The 18,722-nt window shown below is 74.2% G+C and carries 20 protein-coding genes; 9 read left to right on the top strand and 11 right to left on the bottom strand.

Going from position 1 to position 18,722, the window contains the following annotated elements; translation table 11 throughout:
* The first annotated feature begins 449 nt into the window (after positions 1 to 449).
* From rpmH to ENKNEFLB_RS22230, 8 genes are all read left to right on the top strand, one after another.
* On the top strand, positions 450 to 587 hold the full coding sequence (gene rpmH, locus ENKNEFLB_RS22265; protein ID WP_214057333.1) for a 50S ribosomal protein L34: 138 nt from the start codon (positions 450 to 452) through the stop codon (positions 585 to 587).
* A gap of 31 nt (positions 588 to 618) precedes the next feature.
* The gene (gene rnpA / locus ENKNEFLB_RS22260; protein WP_214057332.1) at positions 619 to 984 is read left to right on the top strand and encodes a ribonuclease P protein component; all 366 of its coding nucleotides are present in this window, start codon (positions 619 to 621) and stop codon (positions 982 to 984) included.
* Positions 981 to 1,274 (top strand): membrane protein insertion efficiency factor YidD, encoded by a 294-nt coding sequence (gene yidD / locus ENKNEFLB_RS22255; RefSeq protein WP_214057331.1) that lies wholly within the window; start codon positions 981 to 983, stop codon positions 1,272 to 1,274. The genes rnpA and yidD overlap by 4 nt, the downstream gene beginning before the upstream one ends.
* A gap of 6 nt (positions 1,275 to 1,280) precedes the next feature.
* Positions 1,281 to 2,354, top strand: coding sequence for a membrane protein insertase YidC (gene yidC / locus ENKNEFLB_RS22250; RefSeq protein WP_214057330.1), 1,074 nt, complete (start codon positions 1,281 to 1,283; stop codon positions 2,352 to 2,354).
* Positions 2,355 to 2,413: 59 nt separating this feature from the next.
* Positions 2,414 to 3,007 carry a Jag family protein gene (locus tag ENKNEFLB_RS22245; protein ID WP_214059686.1) on the top strand — a complete coding sequence of 198 codons (594 nt, stop codon included), beginning with the start codon at positions 2,414 to 2,416 and terminating at the stop codon, positions 3,005 to 3,007.
* 65 nt (positions 3,008 to 3,072) lie between these two features.
* Complete coding sequence (gene rsmG, locus ENKNEFLB_RS22240) at positions 3,073 to 3,795, top strand: 16S rRNA (guanine(527)-N(7))-methyltransferase RsmG (RefSeq protein ID WP_214059685.1); 723 nt, start codon at positions 3,073 to 3,075, stop codon at positions 3,793 to 3,795.
* A 180-nt stretch (positions 3,796 to 3,975) separates the two neighbouring features.
* On the top strand, positions 3,976 to 4,935 hold the full coding sequence (locus ENKNEFLB_RS22235; protein ID WP_275955930.1) for a ParA family protein: 960 nt from the start codon (positions 3,976 to 3,978) through the stop codon (positions 4,933 to 4,935).
* A complete protein-coding gene (locus ENKNEFLB_RS22230; RefSeq protein WP_214057329.1) occupies positions 4,932 to 6,011 on the top strand; it encodes a ParB/RepB/Spo0J family partition protein in 1,080 nt (359 codons plus the stop codon). Before ENKNEFLB_RS22235 ends, ENKNEFLB_RS22230 begins: the two co-directional genes overlap by 4 nt.
* A gap of 234 nt (positions 6,012 to 6,245) precedes the next feature.
* On the opposite strand, the gene ENKNEFLB_RS22225 is transcribed toward ENKNEFLB_RS22230, so the two are convergent.
* A complete protein-coding gene (locus tag ENKNEFLB_RS22225; RefSeq protein WP_214057328.1) occupies positions 6,246 to 7,010 on the bottom strand; it encodes a lysophospholipid acyltransferase family protein in 765 nt (254 codons plus the stop codon).
* 66 nt (positions 7,011 to 7,076) lie between these two features.
* On the bottom strand, positions 7,077 to 8,294 hold the full coding sequence (locus tag ENKNEFLB_RS22220) for a pyridoxal phosphate-dependent aminotransferase (protein WP_214057327.1): 1,218 nt from the start codon (positions 8,292 to 8,294) through the stop codon (positions 7,077 to 7,079).
* Positions 8,295 to 8,375: 81 nt separating this feature from the next.
* On the opposite strand from ENKNEFLB_RS22220, the gene ENKNEFLB_RS22215 reads away from it, so the two are divergent.
* Positions 8,376 to 9,107: a GNAT family N-acetyltransferase gene (locus tag ENKNEFLB_RS22215; protein ID WP_214057326.1), complete on the top strand. Its 732-nt coding sequence runs from the start codon at positions 8,376 to 8,378 to the stop codon at positions 9,105 to 9,107.
* Here the strand turns inward: ENKNEFLB_RS22215 and trxA are convergent.
* The 9 genes from trxA to ENKNEFLB_RS22170 form a co-directional block, all read right to left on the bottom strand.
* The gene (gene trxA / locus ENKNEFLB_RS22210) at positions 9,079 to 9,396 is read right to left on the bottom strand and encodes a thioredoxin (RefSeq protein ID WP_160010568.1); all 318 of its coding nucleotides are present in this window, start codon (positions 9,394 to 9,396) and stop codon (positions 9,079 to 9,081) included. The genes ENKNEFLB_RS22215 and trxA overlap by 29 nt on opposite strands.
* A 120-nt stretch (positions 9,397 to 9,516) precedes the next feature.
* The gene (gene trxB / locus ENKNEFLB_RS22205) at positions 9,517 to 10,524 is read right to left on the bottom strand and encodes a thioredoxin-disulfide reductase (protein WP_214057325.1); all 1,008 of its coding nucleotides are present in this window, start codon (positions 10,522 to 10,524) and stop codon (positions 9,517 to 9,519) included.
* 140 nt (positions 10,525 to 10,664) lie between these two features.
* Positions 10,665 to 11,441 carry a hypothetical protein gene (locus ENKNEFLB_RS22200; protein ID WP_214057324.1) on the bottom strand — a complete coding sequence of 259 codons (777 nt, stop codon included), beginning with the start codon at positions 11,439 to 11,441 and terminating at the stop codon, positions 10,665 to 10,667.
* 152 nt (positions 11,442 to 11,593) lie between these two features.
* Complete coding sequence (gene sigM, locus ENKNEFLB_RS22195) at positions 11,594 to 12,322, bottom strand: RNA polymerase sigma factor SigM (protein ID WP_214057323.1); 729 nt, start codon at positions 12,320 to 12,322, stop codon at positions 11,594 to 11,596.
* A 109-nt stretch (positions 12,323 to 12,431) separates the two neighbouring features.
* Positions 12,432 to 12,941 (bottom strand): hypothetical protein, encoded by a 510-nt coding sequence (locus tag ENKNEFLB_RS22190; protein WP_214057322.1) that lies wholly within the window; start codon positions 12,939 to 12,941, stop codon positions 12,432 to 12,434.
* Positions 12,938 to 14,278: a protein kinase family protein gene (locus ENKNEFLB_RS22185; RefSeq protein ID WP_214057321.1), complete on the bottom strand. Its 1,341-nt coding sequence runs from the start codon at positions 14,276 to 14,278 to the stop codon at positions 12,938 to 12,940. Before ENKNEFLB_RS22185 ends, ENKNEFLB_RS22190 begins: the two co-directional genes overlap by 4 nt.
* A gap of 79 nt (positions 14,279 to 14,357) precedes the next feature.
* Entirely contained in the window at positions 14,358 to 16,160 is a 1,803-nt protein-coding gene (murJ, locus tag ENKNEFLB_RS22180) for a murein biosynthesis integral membrane protein MurJ (protein WP_246535745.1), read from the bottom strand.
* Positions 16,157 to 17,272, bottom strand: coding sequence for a DUF6049 family protein (locus tag ENKNEFLB_RS22175; protein ID WP_214057320.1), 1,116 nt, complete (start codon positions 17,270 to 17,272; stop codon positions 16,157 to 16,159). The genes murJ and ENKNEFLB_RS22175 overlap by 4 nt, the downstream gene beginning before the upstream one ends.
* A gap of 65 nt (positions 17,273 to 17,337) precedes the next feature.
* Positions 17,338 to 18,672 (bottom strand): DUF6049 family protein, encoded by a 1,335-nt coding sequence (locus ENKNEFLB_RS22170; protein ID WP_214057319.1) that lies wholly within the window; start codon positions 18,670 to 18,672, stop codon positions 17,338 to 17,340.
* Positions 18,673 to 18,722: the final 50 nt, after the last annotated feature.

Raw genomic sequence — 18,722 nt, 5'->3', positions numbered from 1 at the left:
TGCACTGGCGACCCGGGGGATGGCCGAGGTCCGGCGGCACCCGGGTGGCTGATCACGGTGGAGTGCTGTCGTCGCAGGTCAGGGGCCTAGCAGGACCCGAACCGCGGCGATGTGGCTACGTCGTCCGAGAGGAGGGGACCGGTCGTCGCGCCTGCCTCCGGCACCCTGGGAACGTAACCCGCGACGGCACCACCGGCAAGCCGTCATCCACAGGCCCGACACCGGGTCGGCGGCCGTCCGTCGCGGGCCGGCGGCCGGGGCGCCGGCGGAGCTCGTCGTGGGTTTGACCCCCTCACGCCGCAGCGCGTACCGTCTGTTGGTCATCCGAGGTCGGCGGGTGCCTGCCCGCAGCTGCCTGCGAGGCGCACGGCACCGGCCGAATGCGCACTCCCGCGACCTACCTGAGGCCGGGACGTGGGCACCGACCGCAGCAACCGAAAGAGACGACCGTGAGCAAGCGTACGTACCAGCCGAACAACCGTCGCCGCCACAAGACGCACGGCTTCCGCCTGCGCATGCGCACCCGCGCCGGCCGCGCCATCCTGAACTCCCGCCGCCGCAAGGGCCGCAAGGAGCTCGCGGTCTGAGCCGCCCGGCGGACCCGAGACCGACCGACTTGTGCTGCCCGCCGCCCACCGCCTGACCGACGCCACGAGTTTTCGTCGCGTCCTCCGGCGTGGGCGGCGTCGTGCTGCCCGGACGATCGTGGTCAGCGTGCTGCTGCCCGACGGGTCGCCGGCCGCGGCCCGGACGTCGTCGGTGGGTCTCGTGGTCTCCAAGGCGGTCGGCGGCGCGGTGGTGCGCACCCGGGTCAAGCGCCGGCTGCGCCACCTGTGCGCCGCGCGCCTCGACCTGCTGCCCGCCGGCACCGAGGTGGTGCTCCGCGCGCTGCCCCCGGCCGCCACGGCCAGCAGCGCCGATCTCGGCGCCGATCTCGACCGGTGCCTGCGCAGCCTGGTGCCGACGGAGCGGGTGAGCGCGTGAAGCACGTGCTGGTGCTCCTGCTCCGTGGCTACCGCGCGGTGGTCAGCCCGCTCTACGGCCAGGTCTGCCGCTACTACCCTTCGTGCTCGGCCTACGCTCTGGAGGCAGTGGAGCGCCATGGTGCGGCCCGCGGCACCTGGCTGACGGTCCGCCGACTCGGCAGGTGCCACCCGTGGGCCGAGGGCGGGGTCGACCACGTCCCCGGTCACCAGGCAGCCGCCGACCCCGACCCGTACGACGTGCACGACCACCAGACCGCCGGGACCCGTCCCGACACCCAAGGAGCCTGACGAGCCGTGGAAGCACTCTCCGACTTCGGGAACTTCATCCTGACGCCGCTGTACTACGTGATCTCGGCGATCATGATCGGGTTCCACGAGTTCTTCAGCCTGTTCCTCGACCCCGCCGGGGGGCTCGCCTGGGCCCTGTCGATCGTCGGCCTCACGGTGGTCATCCGGATCGCGCTGATCCCGCTCTTCGTGCGGCAGATCAAGTCCAGCCGGAACATGCAGCTCATCCAGCCCAAGGTGGTGGAGCTGCGCAAGAAGTACGGGCACGACCGGCAGCGCATGGCCGAGGAGACCATGAAGCTGTACAAGGACGCGGGCACCAACCCGTTCGCGTCCTGCCTGCCGCTGCTGCTGCAGATGCCGATCTTCTTCGCCCTGTTCCGCCTGCTCGACCAGGCCGCGGACGGGACCCCTCACGGCTTCATGACCTCGGCGCGCGCCGAGGCGTTCGGCACCTCCGACATCTTCGGCTTCGTGCCGATCTCGGACACCTTCTGGCAGTCCCGGACCTGGGGCCCCACGCCCGACCTCAGCGTGATGCTCGTGGCGCTGGTGCTGGTCCTGGCGATGACCGCCACCACCTTCATCACCCAGCGCCAGCTGATGAGCAAGAACATGCCGGCCGACGCGCTGAAGGGCCAGTACGCCCAGCAGCAGAAGCTGCTCCTCTACGTGCTCCCGGTCGCGTTCGGCCTCGGCGGCGTGGCCTTCCCGATCGGCGTGCTCCTCTACTGGACCACCTCGAACCTGTGGACCATGGGCCAGCAGTTCTACGTCATCCGCAACAACCCCGCGCCGGGCACGCCGGCCATGGACGCCAAGCTCGAGCGGGACAAGGCCAAGGCGGTCCGCAAGGGTGAGGTCGTGGAGACCGAGCCCGAGGTCGTCCCCGCGTCCGAGGCCCGCCCGGCGACGCGCCAGCAGCCGAAGCGCCAGACGCGTCAGCAGCGTCAGCAGGGGTCGCCGCGACCGAGCACGGGCGGAGGGTCCGGGTCGCAGAAGCGCCCCGCGGGCCAGCGGCCGGCCGGGCAGCGGCCCGGGGGCGGACCCAAGCCAGCGAACAAGAAGGGGAAGAAGTGAGCGAGCAGATCGACGAGCGGGACCAGACCGAGCCTCAGGTCGGGGCGGACGGCGGGGCGGTGAGCCCGGACGGGGTCGCCCCGGACGCCGCCGGTGACGCTCCCCGTGGTGACGCGGACGACGTCGCGACCGTCGACGCGCCCGAGGGCGGGTCCGAGCAGAGGACGCCGGCCGCCGAGGGGACCCCGGACCGGCTCAGCCAGCTCGAGCAGGAGGGTGACATCGCGGCGGACTACCTCGAGGAGCTCCTTGACATCGCCGACCTCGACGGGGACCTCGACATGGACGTCGACGGCGACCGGGCGGCGGTCTCGATCGTCGGCGCCGACCTCGGCCAGCTGGTCGGCAAGGACGGTGAGGTGCTCGACGCGCTGCAGGAGCTGACCCGGCTCGCGGTCTACCGGGAGACCGGGGAGCGCTCGCGGTTGATGCTCGACATCAGCGGCCACCGGGCCGAGCAGAAGCGTCGGCTGGAGGAGCTGGCCGCGCGCACGATCGCGGAGGTGCGCGAGTCGGGTTCCCCGGCGTCGCTGGAGCCGATGAGCCCGTTCCAGCGCAAGGTGGTCCACGACGCCGTGGCCGCCGCCGGACTGGCTTCCGAGTCCGAGGGGACCGAGCCCCGCCGCTACGTCGTGGTGCTCCCCGCAGGATGAGCGACGTTTCACGTGGAACACCCCCCGTCCCGGACACGGCACGGGGGGTGTTCTCGTCCGAGGCCATGCCCGGCGTGGAGCAGTACGCCGCGCTGCTGGCCTCCGACGGCGTGGTGCGCGGGCTGATCGGGCCGCGCGAGGTCCCCCGGTTGTGGGACCGGCACCTGGTGAACTCGATGGCCCTGGCCCCGGCGATCGCCGTGGGTGCCCGGGTCGCCGACGTCGGCAGCGGTGCCGGCCTGCCGGGCCTGGTGCTTGCGATCGGGCGCCCGGACCTCGACGTGACCCTGGTCGAGCCGCTGCTGCGGCGGACGACCTTCCTCACCGAGGTCGTCGACGCGCTCGGCCTGGACAACGTGACGGTCGTGAGGTCCCGCGCCGAGGACCTGCACGGGTCGGCGCTGTTCGACGTGGTGACCTCGCGCGCGGTGGCCCCCCTCGGGCGTCTGCTCGAGTGGTGCATGCCGCTGACGTCGCCGGACGGCCACGTCCTGGCGCTGAAGGGCTCCACCGCCGGCGAGGAGATCCGCGCTGTCAGGCCCCTGCTCGCACGGCACGGGTGGGCCGCGCCCGAGCTGGTGCAGGTGGGTCCCGGGGGCGTCGAGCCGGTCGACGTCGCGACGGGTCCCGGGGACGACGCGTCGACCGTCCGGGCCGTGCGCGTTCGCTGGGCCGAGCCGGCACGGGTATCGTCGACCGCCGGTCCTCCGGGTGGTTCGGGGCCGCGGTCGGGGCCGTCCCAGCGTCGGGGTGGTCGAGGCGGCGGCAGGAGCCGGCGAGGCCGGTGACGTGGCTGCCGGAGGCCTCACGGTCGCGGAAGACCGGAACGGCCGTGGTGCGACGCGGCACCGGTGATTGACGAGTTATCCACCGCTCCGGTGCACGTCCTGAGCGTGATTGTCCACAGATTCTGCTTGTTCTCCACAGGAGGCCCCGTGCCGGAAGACCGCGATGTTCCACGTGGAACGTTGAACCCCCTCGGCAGCGGCGTGCTCACCGCCGCCGAGCTGGCGGAGCGTGAGACCGGGTTCGAGGACCAGCTGACACCACTGGCGCGTGCGGCGCAGCACTCGTTGTGGGCCCGGCGCAGCGCGGCCTCCCGGCCGTCGGCCGAGCGACCCACGGCGACCCGGGTGTTCGTCGTGGCGAACCAGAAGGGCGGCGTCGGCAAGACGACGTCGACCGTCAACATCGCGGCCGGGCTGGCCCAGCTCGGGCAGCGGGTGCTGGTGATCGACCTCGATCCCCAGGGCAACGCGTCGACGGCGCTCAACATCGACCACCACCGCGGGACGCCGGGGACCTACGACGCCCTGGTCGACGGGGCGGCGCTGCAGGACGTGGCCAGCCCGTGCCCGGACGTCGAGGGCCTGGACGTGGTGCCGGCGACGATCGACCTGGCCGGCGCCGAGATCGAGCTCGTGAGCGTGGTGGCGCGGGAGAGCCGGCTGAAGAAGGCGATCCTCGCCCACCCCCTCGTCGGCACCGCGGAGAAGGCCGGCGACGCCCGCTACGACTACGTGATCGTGGACTGTCCCCCGTCGCTGGGCCTGCTGACGCTGAACGCCCTGGTGGCCGGCGAGGAGATGATGATCCCGATCCAGGCGGAGTACTACGCCCTGGAGGGTCTGGGACTGCTGATCGAGACCGTCGAGATGGTCCGGGCGCACCTGAACCCGGCGTTGTCGGTCAGCACCATCCTGCTGACGATGTTCGACGCCCGGACGCGGCTGGCGGCGGGCGTGGCCTCGGAGGTGCGGGAGCACTTCGGCGACCAGGTGCTGCGGACGAACATCCCCCGGTCGGTCCGGGTGAGCGAGGCGCCGTCCTACGCTCAGACCGTGATGACCTACGACCCGGGTTCACCGGGCGCGTTGAGCTACCTCGAGGCCGCCCGTGAGATTACCGAGCGCGCGGTGACGGCATGACGGGCGCGCGACCGGGACCGCGCCGCGGTCTGGGACGCGGTCTGGGGTCCCTCATCCCGACCCAGGCGCCGCCAGCCCCGGCGGAGGGCGACGGGACGGACTCCCCCGACGGCGAGCCCGGCGGGCCGCCGCAGGACGCGACCGAGCCCGCCGCGACACCGTCGGCTGCGACACCGCCGGCCGGGACCCCGTCGGCCTCGTCACCGCCGGCCGGGACGGCACCGGCCGAGCCCCGCCCCGACATGGTCGAGCTGGCGCCCGTCGAGGGCGCGTACTTCGTCGAGCTCCCCCCGGAGCAGATCCGGCCCAACCGGGCGCAGCCGCGGTCGGTCTTCGACGAGGAGGCGATGGCCGAGCTGGTGCACAGCGTCCGGGAGATCGGTCTCCTGCAGCCGATCGTGGTGCGCCGCACCGGCCCGGAGTCGTACGAGCTGGTGATGGGTGAGCGCCGCTGGCGCGCCAGCCAGGCAGCGGGTCTCGACCGGATCCCCGCGATCGTCCGGGAGACCGACGACACCGACATGCTCCGCGACGCGTTGCTGGAGAACCTGCACCGCTCGCAGCTGAACCCGCTCGAGGAGGCGTCCGCCTACGCCCAGCTGCTCGAGGACTTCGGCATCACGCACGAGGAGCTCGCCCAGCGCATCGGCCGGTCCCGCCCGCAGATCAGCAACACGCTGCGGCTGCTCCGGCTGAGCCCGGCGGTCCAACGACGGGTCGCCGCCGGGGTGCTGTCTGCCGGCCACGCCCGTGCGCTGCTGTCGGTCGACGACGCCGACCTGCAGGACCGGCTGGCGTCGCGGATCGTGGCGGAGGGGATCAGCGTGCGAGCGCTGGAGGAGATCGTGGCGGTGGGTGACGACGGCGGTGGGCGTCGGTCCCCCGCACGCCGTCGTCCGTCGGCCCCCGGGCTGAGCGAGATCGCCGACCGTCTCTCCGACAGGTTCGAGACGCGGGTCAAGGTCGACCTCGGGCGGTCGAAGGGCAAGATCACCGTGGAGTTCGCCTCCCTGGACGACCTGCAGCGGATCATCGAGGTCATGGATCCCCGGAACCGCACCGACCGCCCGGTCTGACAGCCCGCACCGATCGCCCGGTCTGACGGCCGTTCCGACCGCTCGGCCGGGCGTGCTGCGCGACGCCCGGGGAGCGTCGGAGCGCGTTTCACGTGGAACAGCAACCGGCCGCGCCTGTCGGCTGGACCCATCCCTGCAGGTCAGGGGCGTGCGGCTGCCGCGGCGTCCAGACGTTTGTCGACAAAGCGCTTTGCCGACAGATCGACATGTCGGTAAAACGACATGTCGACATGACTACTTCTTCCGCGCCGCGCGCCGCTTCTCGGCGCGCCGGCGCTTCTCCTCGGCGTCGAGACGGAGGGCCTCCTCCGGGGTGGGGGCGCTGCCGCCGTACGACGCGGGCAGCCACCAGCTGCCCGGAGGCTGCTCGGTCTCGGGGTAGGCCCGGATCGTGCTGTCCAGCATCCCGGTCATCCGGTCCTTCAGCTCGCGGGTCTCCGCGACGGGGTCGGCGCCCGTGGGGTGCAGGGGCTCACCGACGCTGATCGCGATGGTCTTGCCCCGCGAGAAGTCCTTGTCGTGGTCCTTGGTCATCATCCGCTGGGTGCCCCAGAGGATCACGGGCAGCAGCGGGACCCCGGCCGCGGCTGCGATCCGGACCGTCCCGGTCTTGAAGTCCTTGAGCTCGAAGGAGCGGGAGATCGTCGCCTCGGGGAAGATTCCGACGGCCTCGCCGCCTCGGAGCCGGTCCACGGCCGTCTGGTAGGACTGCACACCGTCACCGCGGTCGACCTCGATGTGGTGCAGCGAGCGCATCAGCGGCCCGGTCCACCGGTGGTCGAACAGCTCGCGCTTGGCCATGAACCGCACCAGGCGGCCCGACGGGTTGGCCGCGAGGCCGCCGTAGACGAAGTCGACGTACCCGATGTGGTTGTAGGCCAGCAGGACCCCGCCGGTGCGCGGCACGTGCTCGGTGCCGGTCATCACGAAGCGCTGCCCGAGCAGGCGGAACGAGGTCTTGGCCGCGGCGATGATGGGTGGGTAGGTCAGGTCACGCACGGTGGTTGCTCCTGCGGTGTCGGGCGGGCGGGACGGGCTCGGGCCGGGACGAGGTGGGCGGGCCGGTCACGACCGGCGCCCGGCCAGGAAGTCGCCGATCCGGCCGATGGCCTCCTCCAGGACGGCGACGTCGGGCAGCGTCACCAGCCGGAAGTGGTCGGGGCGGACCCAGTTGAACCCGGTGCCGTGCGTGACCAGGATCTTCTTGGCGCGCAGCAGCTCGATCACGAACGCCTCGTCGTCCTCGATCGGGTAGACCTCGGGGTCCAGGCGCGGGAAGCAGTAGAGCGCCCCGCGGGGGCGTACGGAGGTCACCCCGGGGATCTCGTTGAGCATCCGGTCGGCCAGCATGGACTGCTCGTAGAAGCGTCCTCCGGGCACGATCAGCTCCTCGATGGACTGGTACCCGCCGAGGGCGGTCTGGATCGCGTGCTGGGCCGGCACGTTGGCGCACATCCGCATGTTGGCGATCAGCGTGAGGCCCTCGATGAAGTCGGTCGCGACCTCCTGGGGGCCCGAGATCAGCACCCAGCCGGCCCGGTAGCCGCAGACGCGGTAGGCCTTCGACAGGCCGCTGAAGGTCAGGCACAGTACGTCGTCCCCGGCGGCGAGCGCCGCGTGGTGGTGGACGGCGTCCTCGAAGAGGATCTTCTCGTAGATCTCGTCGGAGAACACGACCAGCTCGTGGCGCCGGGCGATGTCGACCAGGCCCTCGACGACCTCCTTGCTGTAGACCGCGCCCGTGGGGTTGTTGGGGTTGATGATGACCAGGGCCTGGGTGTGCTCGGTGATCTTGGCCTCGACGTCGGCCAGGTCGGGGTTCCACCCGTCCGCCTCGTCGCACTCGTAGTGCACCGGCACCCCGCCGGACAGCGTCACGGCCCCGGTCCACAGCGGGTAGTCCGGCGCCGGCACCAGGATCTCGTTGCCGTCGTCGACAAAGGCCTGGAGCACCATCGAGATCAGCTCGGAGACGCCGTTGCCGATGAAGACGTCGTCGACGACGGCGTCGCGCAGGCCCTGCTGCTGGTAGTACTGCGCCACGGCCGTGCGGGCGGGGTAGATCCCGCGGGAGTCGCTGTAGCCCTGCGCCTCGTGCAGGTGGTGGTGCATGTCGGCGAGGATCGCCTCGGGGGCCTCGAAGCCGAACGGCGCCGGGTTGCCGATGTTGAGCTTCAGGATCCGGTGTCCCTCCGCCTCCAGGCGCTGGGCCTCGACGAGGATGGGTCCCCGGACGTCGTAGCGGACGTCGTGGAGCTTGCGGCTCTGGCGGATCTGGCGCACCGCGTCATCCTCGCAGGTGGGCGGGGGCGCGGCCACGCGGATCTCGCTGCGGGCCGGGGCCCGCGGCCTACGATCGGCGGTGTGACCCGCCGGATCGTGCCGCTCACCCCCGACCGCCTCGCGGCGATGCCCGGGCCGTGCTCGACGTGCGTGGCGTGGGAGTGCACCCCGGCCGACGCCGGCCGGCTCGACCACGACGCCGAGCAGCGCTCGGTGGAGAAGCGGGCCTGGGTCTCGTCGGTGCTGCGCGACTGGGGGTCCTGCGGTCGCGTCGTGCTCGACGACGATCGTCCGGTGGGGTACGTCGTGTACGCGCCGCCGGCGCTGGTGCCGGGCGCCGACCGGTTCCCCACCTCCCCGGTCTCGCCGGACGCGGTGCTGCTGACCAACCTGTGGGTGGCGCGGTCGCACACCGGGGCCGGCCTCGGCCGGCAGCTGGTGCAGCACCTGGCCCGCGACCTGGTCGAGCGTGGTGGCTACCGAGCGGTCGAGGCCTTCGGCACCACCGGCCCGCTCACCCGGGCGCCCGGGTGGTCGTCCTGCACGCCGCCGGCGGACTTCCTGGCCCGGGTCGGGTTCGCCACCCAGCGCGAGCACCCGCTCCACCCCCGGATGCGGATGGACCTGCGCTCGCTGCTGCGGTGGCGCGACGAGGTGGAGGCCGCCGTCGAGCGGCTGCGCGGGGTGGTGCGTCCCCCCGTCCCCGTGCCGAGCCCCGCCCGGACGCACGAGACGCGCCCCGCCGTGCGGCGGGACGCGTCTGCGCGGGTGCTGCGGGGCCGGCTCAGGCCAGGAAGTCGTCGAGCTCCTTGAGGATCGCGGCCTTGGGGCGGGCGCCGACGATGCTCTTGACGACCTCGCCGCCCTGGTAGACGTTGATCGTCGGGATGCCGGTGACCCGGTACGAGCTCGGGGTGACCGGGTTCTCGTCCACGTTCATCTTCAGGAACGTGATCTTGTCGCCGTGCTCACCGGACAGCTCGTCCAGGATCGGCGAGACCTGGCGGCACGGGCCGCACCACTCGGCCCAGAAGTCCACCAGGACGGGCTTCTCGGACTTCAGGACCTGGGACTCGAACTCGGCGTCGGTGACGGCGGCCATGTTGCTCACGATGACGTTCCTTCCATGCTGCAGGGGTCTGGGTGACCGGCGGCTCGCGCCGCCCGGTCGTGAGGAGAACGCGCCCCACCCGGGCTTTGTTCCAGGTGGGCGCCGTCGGCCTCAGCCGGCGCTGGTGGCGCCGGCCGTCTGCACGATCTCGGCGACCGTCTCCGGCGAGGTGCCGCTGGTGATCGCGACGTGCTCGATCTCGGCGATGTAGCGCTCGGCGTCCAGCGCCGCGGCGCAGCCGGTCCCGGCCGCCGTGATCGCCTGGCGGTAGTGGTGGTCGACCAGGTCGCCGCACGCGAAGACGCCGGCCGCGTTGGTGGCGGTGCCCGGGTGGGTGACCAGGACGTAGCCGTTCTCGTCGAGGTCGACCTGGCCGTGCAGCAGCTCCGAGCGGGGGTCGTGCCCGATCGCGATGAACAGGCCCGTGGCGTCCAGGGGCCGGGTCTCGCCGGTGACGGTGTCCTTGAGCGTCAGCGACTCCAGCCGGTCCGCGCCGTGGATCTCCTCGACGGCGGCGTTCCAGATGATCTCGAGCTTCGGGTCGGCGAACGCGCGCTCCTGCATGATCTTGGAGGCGCGCAGCTCGTCGCGGCGCACGATCAGCGACACCTTGGAGCCGAACCGGGTCAGGAAGGTCGCCTCCTCGATGGCCGAGTCCCCGCCGCCGACGACGGCGATGTGCTGCTCGCGGAAGAAGAAGCCGTCGCACGTGGCGCACCACGAGACGCCGCGACCGGACAGCTCGTCCTCGCGGGGCAGGCCCAGCTTGCGGTAGCCCGAGCCGGTCGCCAGGATCACCGCGCGCGCCTGGTAGGTCTCGGTGGCGGTCGTCACGGTCTTCAGCGCGCCGGTCAGGTCGACCTCGGTCGCGTCGTCGGGCAGCAGCTCGGCGCCGAAGCGCTCGGCCTGCGCCCGCATCTCGTCCATCAGGGCCGGGCCCATGATGCCGCTGCGGAAGCCCGGGAAGTTCTCCACCTCGGTGGTGTTCATCAGGGCACCACCGGCCGTCACCGAGCCCTCGAGGACCAGCGGCTTCAGGTTGGCACGAGCGGCGTACACGGCGGCGGTGTAGCCGGCCGGTCCCGAGCCGATGATGATCACGTTGCGGGGGTCGCTCATGACAGGCGTCTCTCTCCTCGACTGGTACGGCGGGCGCGGCGCCGCGGGGGAGCGGGCCGTCGCTGGTCCCAACCGATCGTAGGGCCCGGGTGTTCCCGGGCCCGGTGTGGCCAGGTGCGTCCGGGCGGACGGGTGACGGGTCAGCGGGGGAGGGTGACGGAGCGGAGCACGTCGCCGCTGCGGCACTCGACCAGGTCCGCGACCTGCGTGGCCCGGGTGGCCGGGCGGAGCACGAGGACGGCGGGCGCCTCCTCGTAGCGGACCGCCACCGGTCGGCCCGGGCCGAAGTCGGCTTGCGCGCAGGTGAACCCCGGGGCGGGGTCCCGGGCCGGGAGCCCGGCCCCGTCCTGCGCCTCGGGCGACGACCGCTCGCCGCGCTCGACCTGCTGCAGGGCGCGGACCCGCCTCACGTCGCGGGCGAACCGCGTCTCCCGGACGGCCGGCGGGTCGTCGACGAGGGCGAGCCGCTCGACCGCGACGTCACGACGGCCGGCGCCGTCGGGTTCGCCGGACGGCTCCGAGAGGGTGTCGAGCTCGTCGGTGCTCTCCTGCGCGGCCTCGTCCTCGGACCCGGCCCGGTCGGGAGGGGTGTCCCGGGCGGCGCTGCCGGCGCTCTCGGACGCGGCACCGCCCGACGCCTGGTCGCTGGCCGGTCGCAGGACCTGGCCGGTGCCGATGCCGACGACCACGACGCTGACGGCGGCGACGAGCAGCGCCGTCGCGACCCGGCGGCGGCGGTGGTGGTCGGCGCCACCGTGCACCGCGGGTGCGGTCGTGGCCTGGCCGGCGCCCAACGACGCCAGCGTCTCCTCGGTCCGTGCGGCGACCTCGGGCGGGACGGGTCCGTCGTGGCGCGCGTCCCGGAGCAGGCGGCGCAGGGCCGCCTCCTCACGGGGCGTCGGGTCACGGTCGGGCACGGGGTTCCTCCGGTGGGCAGCGGACGTGGACGAGGACGGACAGGGACGGACAGGGGACGGGCACGGGACGGCGGGGTGCGGGCGGACCATCGTCCCAGGCCCCGCGGCAGGGGCGGGGCGGGCCCCGGAGGGCCTCGGCCCGTCGGGCGTGCCTAGGCCTGGGTCGGGGGCCCTCGTGGGGGCGTGGATGGGACGTGCCGGGAGGCCGGGTGGTTCCGTCCCCGGGGGATCGGGCGGTCCGGCTCGTCCTCGGCGTCGTCGAGCAGCGGCCGGAGCAGCGTCGCCAGGCTCGCGCGTCCGCGCGAGCAGCGTGACTTCACGGTGCCGACGGCGCAGTCGAGCACCTCGGCCGCCTCGGCCATCGAGTAGCCCTCCAGGTCCACCAGGACGACCGCGGCGCGCTGGGGCGCCGGCAGGGTGGCCAGCGCCTCGACCACCCGACGCCGACGGTCCGTGGTCACGGCGGCGGCCGCAGGGTCCGCGGTCCCGGTGCCCGAGGCGGGCGCGGACCCGGTGCCCGTGGTGGTCCCGGGCCGGTCCACCACGTCGTCGGGCAGCGGGTCGGTGCGGCGGACCTTCGCGGCCCGGAGCCGGTCGAGGCACGCGTTGACGACGACGCGGTGCAGCCACGTGGTGACCGCGGCCTCCCCCCGGAAGGTCGCGGCGCGGCGGTGGGCCGCGACCAGGGCGTCCTGGAGCGCGTCGGCGGCGTCCTCCGGGTGTCCGCAGGTGCGCAGCGCGACCGCCCAGAGCCGGTCCTGGTGGCGGCGGACCAGCACCCCGAAGGCCTCGCTGTCACCGGCGACGTGCGCGGCGAGCAGCGTCGCGTCGTCACGGGGGTCCGCCCAGCTGCCGGCCCGTCCCCCGGACGGCTCAGGCACCGGGCGCCCCGGGCTCACGGCCGGCCCGGTCCTCACCCACGGGGGACCTCCGACACCGCGACGTCGCGCAGCCCGCCGGAGAACCCGCCCTCGACGGGCGGGAGCGCGGTCAGCCAGACCACCAGGTAGCGGGCCGCGACCGGCTCCTCGAGGTCGAGGCCGGCCTCCGGCCCGGCGCCGTCGACGGACGCCACGGCGGTGAGGCCGTCCACCCCGGTCGGGGGGTGTCGGAGGTGAAGACGGTGGCGCTGGTGGGCGCGCCGTCGAAGGCGAGGTCGACCGCGGCGACGTCACGCTCCTCGCCGAGGTCGATCGTCAGGCCCAGGCCCGTCTTGAGGCCACCCGGGCCGAGCTGCTGGAAGTAGGTCAGGGTCGACCAGCCGGTCGCCGGGTCGTCGTCGACGGCCAGCGGCGCCTCGCCGTCGTCCTCCGAGCCCCCGCCCTGGGGGTCGAGCAGGCTCGCCGTCAGACCCTCGACGGCGACCGGCTCGGGGGCGGCGGCGGCGCTGGGCGTCGGGGTGGCCGACGCCTCGGGCTCCGCACCCAGGGGCGTGCGCCCGCGGCCGAGGTTGTAGGCCACCACCGCGGCGACCAGGACCAGCACGAGCAGGGCGATCACGATGCCGACCCGCTGGGAGCGGCGCCCGGGCACCGGTTCCTGGACGGCCGGCAGCACGCCCGAGCCGGTCGAGTCCGCCGGGTCGCCCTGCCCGGTGTCCCAGGGCCAGTAGGTCGACCCGGTGGGGTTGCCCGCACCAGCGGTCGCACCGGCGGTCGCACCAGCGCCCGCCCCGCCGGCCCCGACCGCAGTGGTCGTGGCGGCCCGCCGGGAGCGGCGCACGGGGGTGCCGTCAGGGGGTCGGGGGCGAAGAGCGGCCGTGAGGGCGGGTCCGGCGGGCGCGGTGGGGGCGGGCCGGGCGTACGTCGGGCGCGGCGCGCACCGCTGCTCCCGCCGCTGCGGCCGGTGTCCGTCCCGGCACCCGTGCCGTCCGTGGTGTCCTCGTCGGCGTCGTACGCCGGGAGCGCCGCCTCGGTGGGCAGGTCCGCGACCGCGGCGACGGACGCGGTGTCGGCCTCGGCCTCGTCCTCGGGGGGGTCCGGGCGCGCGGGGATCTCGGGCACCGGGGGCAGGGACGTCGGGAACCGCTCGCGCACGGGGGGCAGGGTCGCGACCAGCGCGTCGGTGAGGCCGGCCTCGTCGCCGACGAACTCGACCAGCCGCTCGGCGATCCCGGCGGCCGTGACGTCCAGGCGGCCCCGGGTGTCGAGGTGGGGGTGCAGGACCAGGTCGCAGAGCTGGTCGAGCGGTCGCGGCACGCCGGCGCGGACCCGGCGGGGCCGCAGCACGTGCCCGTGCTCGACCGGAGCCGCCCGGACGTCGGAGGCCGACGCACCGGCCCAGCTCGCGGTCAGCGCGCAGTAGAGCAGACCGGCCAGGTCCGTCACGTCGGTCGAGGTGCGGTCGTGGGGGACGCCGTGCAGCGCGGCGTCGACGCACAGCCCGATCACGCGGACCTGGCCGTGCCGGTCGACCAGCACGTTCTCGGGTGCCAGCCGACCGTGGCCGATCCCGGCGGCGTGGGCGCGGGCCACGCTGTCGGCCACCTGCGCGACGACCCAGGCGGCGTGGCGGGGGGCGAGCACCTGGCCGCCACCGACCAGGATGTCCAGCGAGACCCCCGAGCCCCACTCGTTGACGACGTAGCAGACGTCGTCGTCGACCGCGGCGTCGAGCACCCGCAGCAGGCGCCGGTCGGCCACGGCGGTCGAGGCGCGCGCGGCGTCGAGCAGGGCCTGGGACCGGGCGTCGTCCGCGGCGATGGTGTGCAGCGCCACGTGGCGGTCCAGCACGAGGTCGTGCGCACGCCAGAAGCGTCCGCTGCCGCTCTCGACCAGCAGGTCGACGAGGCGGTAGCGGCGTGCGAGGACGTCGCCGGGACGGAAGGCGCCGGTCACGGTCGTCGTCGTCCTCCCTGCGGTGCCGCTGGTCCCCTCGTCGTGCGCGAGGTCGTCGGGAGGCCCATCGTAGGCCCGCTCACCGGCGGCGTCCCGGGACCAGGCGCGCGGGCAGCCGGCCGGTCACGAGCCCGGTGACCGCCGAGACCTCCTCGATCCTCAGCAGCCGCGCCAGCAGCAGGAACGCGACCACGTCGACGCCACCCCCGACGAGCACGTGCACGGCCGAGAGGGTCCAGGGACGGTCCGGGCTGAGGGCGTCGAGACCCAGCACCACCGCGAGCGCGAGCCCGGTGGCCAGGACGGCGGCGAGCCCGAGACGGGCCCCGAAGGCCAGCAGCCGGCGCGTCCCGAGACCACCGAGCAGGCGGCCCAGGACGGTGTAGGAGACCAGGGAGCCCACGGCGTACGCCGCGATGTAGGCCACCACCAGCGCCGGCGAGGTCTGCGCGGGGTCGGTGCGGCCCACCAGCGCGACGGCGACGGCGATGTTGGTGCCCGAGACCGCGCACTGGACCCAGAACACCGTCCGGGTGCGCTCGACGGCGTAGAACCCGCGCAGCATCAGGTAGTGCAGGGTGAAGAAGATCAGCCCGATCCCGAGCAGCCCGAGCGTCGGGGCGTACCGGGGCCAGGTGTCGGCCGTCGCGCCGTGGCCCCACACGACGTGGGAGATGTCGCGGGCCAGCACCGGCAGCAGGAGGCCGAACGGCAAGATCACCACCAGGGCGGTCCGCAGGGTCGAGACGAGCCCGGTGGCCAGGGCCGGCAGCCGACCCTCCGCGGCGTGGGCGGACAGCCGCGGGAGGATCGCGGTGGCCAGCGAGACCGTGACCACCGAGTGCGGCACCATCATGATCAGCATCGCGCTGGAGTAGACGGTGATGCCGGTGCCCTCGGGGCTCTGGGCCGTGCCCCCGGAGGCCAGCCGGACCACGACGGTGTACGCCAGCTGGTTCACGATCACGAACGCGACCGTCCAGGTGCCCAGCCGCAGGGTGTGTCCCAGGCCGGTGCCGCGGAAGTCGAAGCGCGGCCGGTAGCGGAACCCGGCCGAGCGCAGGTAGGGCACCAGGATCACCAGCTGCGCCACGATCCCCAGCGTGGAACCGATCCCGAGCAGCGCCTCCTGGGCCGGCGAGAACGGCCCGGACTGCTCGGCGGTGGTGGCGGGTCCGTAGAGCACCAGGTAGACGGCGAGCACGGCCACCGCGAGGACGTTGTTGGCGATCGGCGCCCACATCATCGGCCCGAACCGGCCGCGGGAGTTCAGGATCTGACCGACCAGCACGAACATCCCGTAGAAGAACACCTGCGGCAGGCAGTAGCGGGCGAAGCCGATCGCCGAGCTGCGCTGGGCGGCGAGCTCGGGCTCGCCGAACTCGGAGCCGAGCAGCACGTCCATCACCAGCGGGGCCGCGACGACCAGCGCGACCGTGACCACGAGCAGGAAGACGGCGGCCAGGGTGACGACCCGGTTGGTGTAGGCCTCGCCGCCGTCGGGGTCGCCCTTCATCGCACGCACCAGCTGCGGCACCAGCACGGCGTTGAACACGCCGCCGGCCAGCAGGATGTAGAGCATGTTCGGCACGGTGTTGGCGATCGTGAACAGGTCGGCGTGCAGCCCGGCGCCCAGCGCCGCGGCGAGCAGCGCGGTCCGCACGAACCCCGACATCCGCGACACCACCGTGCCGGCGGCCATCACCGCGCTGCTGCCGAGCAGGCTCTTCTGGTCCGCCGCCTCCGCCTCCGCCGCAGCGACCCGGGAGGCCGACTCGGCCTGCTTCGCGGCCGCGGTGGCGTCCTGGGGGGTGTCCGGTGCGGTGTCCGGTGCGGTGTCCGGGGCAGCCCCGGTGTCGGCCCCGGTGTCGGCCCCGGTCACGGGCGGCCGTCCGCGGGCACGCCGCCGCGTCCCCGGACCCGGCGTACGGCCCGGAGCACGACGGCCACGACGAGCAGCCCGACGCCGGTGGCGATGATCACCCAGATCACGTTGCTGACCTGGGAGGACCGGATCGGGACCGAGTCGCTGGCCGGCAGCACGCGGCCGTCGACGTCGACCACGCGCAGCTCGACGTTGTGCACGCCGGGGCTGGTGTCGGAGGTCTCGAGCAGGACGGTCGTCCGGGCGTCCGGACCGATCTCGACGGCCTCGGGGGTGCGGACGGTGATCCCCCCGTCCACGACGGCCTCCACCCCGACCGTCACGGGCTCGTCGAGGTTGTTGACCACCGTGGCCGAGAAGTCCCCGGTGTCGCCGGACAGCGTGATCCCCGGCGGGGCGTCGATGGTCACGGCACCGAGCCGCTCACGGATCCAGACCGTGGACGTGCGGGCCCGGTCCCGGGCGTTCCCGGGGTCGACCCGTTCGTCGTACGACAGGGTGGTCAGTGCCTCACCTGCCACGGCCGAGGCCACCTCCGAGTTCCGGGTCAGCAGGTTCTGCAGGGTCACCCCGTTGCGACGCAGGGCGCCGGCGGCGGAGAAGGCGCCGGCGTCGAGCGGGGCCGGCGTGGTCTCCGGGGGCTCGGCCAGGTCGTCGGACGGCACCGTGACGCCGTCCTGCTCCGCCGACGCGGACAGCGGGACCAGGTCGAGACCGGCGTCGCCGAGGGCGGTGAAGAAGCTCCCGCCGCTCTGGGGGTCCCAGTCGTCCGGCATGACCACCACCAGGGGCTCGGGGTCCACGGTGGGGACGGGGTCCGGGGCGCCCGTGAGCTCGGTGTCGGTCCGCCCCGGGCCCGACGAGGGTCCAGCGGAGGCGGAGGTGTCGAGGGCGGTGGCCTCGGTGGTCTCGGTGGTCTCCGGGAGCGCCGCGGCGGCCTCGTCGGCGTCGACGAGGCGCAGCGCGGCCTCGGCCAGGATCCGCTGCCGCAGCGCCAGGCTGGTCAGGGGGTCGGTGGGACCGGGGCCCCCCGAGCTCGCGCCGTCGGAGGCCAGCACCACCGCACGGTCGGCGATCGTGGCCAGGCTGGGCGCGAGGCCCTGGACCATCGCGTCGCTGCCCAGCAGCAGCGAGGCCGGGTCGAGCTCGTCGAGGGCCGCGATCTCGGCGGCGGTCAGGAAGCCGTCGGGGGAGCCACGACCGGCACCGGGTCGTCGGCGCCCACCAGCGACCGCAGCGCGGCGCTCGTCCTGCGGCGCGCCTCGAGGTAGGTGCGCGGGTCGTGCTCGAGGGCGGCGGCCACGTCGACGTCGCCGTAGGGCAGCGCGAGCACCTCGTCGTCACCGGCGACGTCGCGGAAGCGGTCCAGCCAGGCCAGGGCGCGCTCGGCGGCCTCGGTCGTGCTGGTGTCACCGGTCTCCGGGGGCACCGTCCCGGGCTCCTCCGAGGCGTCGGGGTCCTCCGAGGGGATCGCGCTCGCGTCGTCGGCGGGGTCCGGTGCGGGGACGGTCGTGCCGGAGTAGTCGAGGTCGTCGTCCGGGCTGGTGCCGTCGGTGCCGTCGGAGTCCGCGGGCGGTCCCTCCGGCGGGTCCTGCTCCTCGTCGCCGCCGTCGCCGCCGTCGCCGCCCTGCCCGTCCGGGGCCTCGTCGGTGGGAGCCAGGCTGCGCGGAGGGTTGGCACCGGCGAGCTGCGTGACGGCCTCGACCACGGCCGGGTCGACCAGCCAGCTCACCGGTGCGCTGCCGGCGGCGGCACCGAAGTCGACGCGGTCGCGCAGGGAGCCGCCGAGCCCGAGCCGCTGCGCCCAGCCGGCGGTGTCGGCGACCGAGCCGTCGGCGGCGTAGGAGACCGGGGTGCGCAGAGGGACCACCAGCGAGACCGGGAGCGGCTCGGCGACCTCCTCGGGCATCAGCGGCAGGAAGGTGCGGGCCCGGCCGTCGGTGAACTGGTCGCGCCCGGCGGTGCTCTCGCCCAGGGCGTGGACGCCGAACCAGTAGACGCCCGGCTCCGCCTCCGCGGCCCCGCCGGCGGCCTCCTCGAGCAGCAGCCGGCTGGGCACCGAGAGCGAGAAGGACGCGCTCTCCCCCGGCGCGAGGACCTGGACCAGGTCCGTGGCCGCCTCGTCGACGACCCGGTCGCCGACCAGCAGGTCCTCGGGTGCCAGGGCGGCCTCGTCGAGCTCGGCGGCGTCGTCGATGGGGTCGGCGCCGATGAAGGGGTAGAGCTTGACCTGGCGCCACGCCTCGTCGTCGTCGTTGGTGACCGAGCCGGTGATCTCGACGCGGCCGCTGCGGGGCAGCTCGCCGGGCACGATGTCGTCCAGCTCGACGCTCAGGGGCGTGGACGGCTCGGCCGCAGCGGTCCTGGCGGCGGCGGCAGCAGGTCCGGCGAGGCCCGGGACCACGCCGCCGACGAGCCCGGTGACCAGGCCGCCGAGGACCCCGGCGGCCGCCGTACGACGGGTCGCCGAGCGGGCGCGCGTGTCGATGCGTCGTCCCTGGCGGCCCACCCGGCGAGCCTAGGACATCGCTGGCGAGGGCCACCGGCGCCGCGACCGGG

Origin of the sequence: Nocardioides aquaticus (assembly GCF_018459925.1) — a bacterium.
Taxonomy (GTDB): Bacteria; Actinomycetota; Actinomycetes; order Propionibacteriales; family Nocardioidaceae; genus Nocardioides; species Nocardioides aquaticus.
Note: the sequence above shows the minus strand (reverse complement) of the source record. Positions and strands in the feature narration are given on the sequence as shown.